The following is a 3,443-nucleotide window of genomic DNA, read 5'->3' on the forward strand; positions in this document are numbered from 1 at the left end:
CATTATGTAGAGGAAAAGATTATGGTGAGTAGCTGTTAATTTCATTAAGATACTTGTATTTTTAATTAAAACACTCACCATAATTATCATTTAACTACATATAGAATTTAACCACTGCATCAAGTTGCTATCTTTTTCCCATCTAGGAAACTCCTCGGGTACTAAATCCTGATACGCATTTTCAATTGCCTTTCGTTTCATTTCACTATTGGCTCTGGCATAAATCTCAGTGGTAGAACAATCACTGTGTCCAAGAAAATCCCTAATATAAATAAGATGAACCCCTGACTGCAATAAATGCATGGCTTTGCTATGGCGAAATACATGTGGTGTTACCGGAAAACCAATCGTAAAATTAGTATTTTGACTGGCCATTTCTACATATTTATTGATAATGTAGGATATTCCCCAGCGAGAAAGTTTCTGTTGTTTTTGATTAACAAATAGAAAATTTTCTGATTCTCCAATTCCTGGGTTTAATTTTCTTGACTCAATATATTTTTTTAAAAAATGCTTTGTTCTTCCCATAATGGGTATCTGTCTAACTTTATCTCCTTTACCATGTAAAGTTATGACAGCTGGATCAGAAAGACGAATATCTTTTAATTTTATCTCGACTAACTCCTGAACTCTGGCAGCTGTATCATATAAAATGGCCATTAATAATAAATCACGGTAACCTTTTTCATTTGATAAATCAGGTTGTTTTAACAATAACTCCATCTCGTTGCCTGTAAGGTATGAGATCATGGGCTTAATTTTCTTCTTACTGGGAATGGACAGAATTTTTTGTATTTCATAAAGATTTTCTGGATATTCTTTTTGAACATAATGAAAGAACGAATGTAAAACTGCTAAACGTTGATTACGAGTAGAGATTGAATTTTTACGTTCCTGCTCCAACCAGTTCAGAAATTCTAACACTAACTTTTTGGTGATTTTCTGTATAGACAGTTTTTCTGGATAAATCCTTTTTTCTTTCTCACAAAATATAAGAAATAACTTAAAAGTATCGCGATAAGAAGCTATGGTATTGGTACTAAGATTTTTCTGACCGGGCAAATATTGAGACAGAAAAATGGTCAAATAATGTGGGAAGTCATTTTTCATTTTCAACTTCTCCCTTCGGTATTACAAATCCAAATTCTGCTTCTGTTCTGCTGATAATGTCCGGGTATAAATCTGCCGTTAGTCTTAAATAATACTGAGTTCCTCTAAAATCAGAATGTCCCAGATAAGCAGCAAGATATGGCATTATGTTGGTAATATCCTCTCCGGAAAGCACCCATTTTTTAAGACATCTAACAGAAAAATTATGTCTGAGGTCATGAACTCTAGGCCCGGCTTTAGTGTGAGAAATATCAGCCATTAGAAGATAATCCCGAAATCTACAATATACAGTACTTTTATCTATCTTTTTTCCTTTGGTATTTGGAAAAAAGAAATAATCTTTTCCCTTAAACTGATGTATATCTTCAGCCATTACTGTCATTCGATCTGTCATACTTTGAGTCATTGGAACCAGGCGGTCTCGATTGTTTTTTGCCTGGTGTATTGTAAGAACACCTTCATCTAAATTGACATCTTTCATCTGAAGATTTAAAGCTTCTGATACTCTTAAACCAGTTCCATATAAAAGACGGAATAATACTGGATCTATAATATTACGATTATTGATATTTGCTATCGGATAATTATCGATAGCAGTAAATAATCGCTTCAATTCATCAGTAGTAAAAATATATGGAATATGATTACTTTTTCGAGTTGGACTTGATTTTATTTGGGGTACATAAACACCATATTTTCTTTTGTGCAAATAATTGGCAAAATTATTCATTAATATTTCTTTTTTGTAATGAGTTGATGATTTTTCGAATTCTCCATAAATAAATTTTTCTAACATTGGCTTTGTTAAACGAATACCGCTGTAACCACTGTAATAATAGTAATTATCGAATCTTTCTAAGTCTCTTGTTTGTCGTTCATATTTAAAACCGGTCATCTTTTTTTCTTTAATAAATGCTTTTAACATTTTAGAGATATCACTTTTCCATTGATATTGATTTTTCATTGCTCAAACACCTCATCCGGGTCCAGAGCACATTTTCTAAGACCACTAAGGTCAATTTTAAGATAGATACTGGTAGTATTGATATTCTGATGCCCAAGCACTTCTGAAATTACAGGAAGTGGTGTTTTAGCTTCGAGCATTTTTCTGGCCAAGGTACTTCTTAAAGAGTGCATTCCACAGTGAACATCAAGAGGTATTTCAAGTCCAGCTTTAATCATATAACGGTGCAGTTCACGATAAAAACTTTCATTTTCACCAAAGGCATCAAAAGGAGCACGATGGCGAATAAATACTCTGTCAGATCTGGTTTCAGGGCGACCATTTTTTAGATAATCAATAATAGCCCAACCGATATCTTCCAATAAAGGTAGTTCCAGCGGTTGTTTAGATTTTTGTATATTTAAGTTGATTGTCTTACGATTCCAGTTTAAGTTAGATAGTTTAAGAGCTCTAATATCACTTACCCGAAGTCCTAGATGCACTATCAAAAGCAGAATTGCATAATCACGTTTCCCTTTTGGAGCTCCTCGATCAACTGCTTTTAATAATTTTTTTACATCATCTGTTTTCCAGGAATGAGGAATAAAGGCATTGCGCATAATTCTAACTTTTGGCAAGTGAATTGATACATCCTGACAAATAAATCTGTTATGGTATAAAAACGATAAATAACTGCGAAGATTAGATATAATAGTAGCTATATATTTTGGCTTTGCTTTATCATATTTTGATAAAAACTCAGTAAGATGTGAATAAGTTATTTCTTCAGATGAAGTTATATCATTTTCATTAAGAAAATATAAGAATTTGCGAAGTATTCTATTATGGCTGATAATAGTAGCTTTAGCATAATGTCTTTCTTCATATTCATCCTGATATAGATTATATTCTTCTTCAAAAGCTTCTGGACACTGAAAATCGGAAATCTTAGATCTCATTTGAAATGTAACTTTGCCTTTTTCAATAAAGTCTAACAAATTTTGAATTGGCTTCATATAGCGGTTGGTTTTTTTATCACCAGTACCGTAAAACCCTTTCATATCAGTTCCGGTGCGGGAATGTATAAAATCCATTCCAATCTCTTTATTAAAATTTTTAATTTTGTTAGTTTCCATAAATTTTAATAAGGAATTAAACACATTTTGCTGGGCTTTAATAGTTCCTTTAGCATAATTCATTTTTTCTAAAGAATTAATTACACCATCAATTGAAGACTGTAAACTTTGTAAATTTTTTATTATAATCACCCTTTCATTTTAATTTTAAATAAGGATGATTATACTTTATTATGGTGAGAGTTACAATAGAAAATCTTTTTATGTCAAGAATATATTAACCTACTCACCATAATCTTTTCCTCTACATAATG

The 3,443-nt window shown here is 31.8% G+C and carries 3 protein-coding genes; all 3 read right to left on the reverse strand.

The genetic code is table 11. The features are described from left to right. Positions 1-90: 90 nt before the first annotated feature. Genes C7954_RS13350 through C7954_RS13360 form a run of 3 tightly spaced genes read right to left on the reverse strand, consistent with a single transcriptional unit; the run spans position 91 to position 3,189 of the window. Entirely contained in the window at positions 91-1,110 is a 1,020-nt protein-coding gene (locus C7954_RS13350) for a site-specific integrase (protein WP_089719629.1), read from the reverse strand. Further along, positions 1,100-2,074, reverse strand: a complete 975-nt coding sequence (locus tag C7954_RS13355; protein ID WP_089719631.1) for a tyrosine-type recombinase/integrase — start codon at positions 2,072-2,074, stop codon at positions 1,100-1,102. Before C7954_RS13355 ends, C7954_RS13350 begins: the two co-directional genes overlap by 11 nt. Then, entirely contained in the window at positions 2,071-3,189 is a 1,119-nt protein-coding gene (locus tag C7954_RS13360; protein WP_166667735.1) for a site-specific integrase, read from the reverse strand. The genes C7954_RS13355 and C7954_RS13360 overlap by 4 nt, the downstream gene beginning before the upstream one ends. Between the last annotated feature and the right edge of the window lie 254 nt (positions 3,190-3,443).

It is taken from the genome of Halanaerobium congolense (genome assembly GCF_004366375.1).
Taxonomy (GTDB): Bacteria; Bacillota; Halanaerobiia; order Halanaerobiales; family Halanaerobiaceae; genus Halanaerobium; species Halanaerobium congolense.

Bases quoted from the DNA above. Each gene is read 5' to 3' on its own strand.
- C7954_RS13355 (WP_089719631.1), bottom strand. From the start codon at position 2,074: ATGAAAAATCAATATCAATGGAAAAGTGATATCTCTAAAATGTTAAAA.
- C7954_RS13350 (WP_089719629.1), bottom strand. From the start codon at position 1,110: ATGAAAAATGACTTCCCACATTATTTGACCATTTTTCTGTCTCAATAT.
- C7954_RS13360 (WP_166667735.1), bottom strand. From the start codon at position 3,189: ATGGAAACTAACAAAATTAAAAATTTTAATAAAGAGATTGGAATGGAT.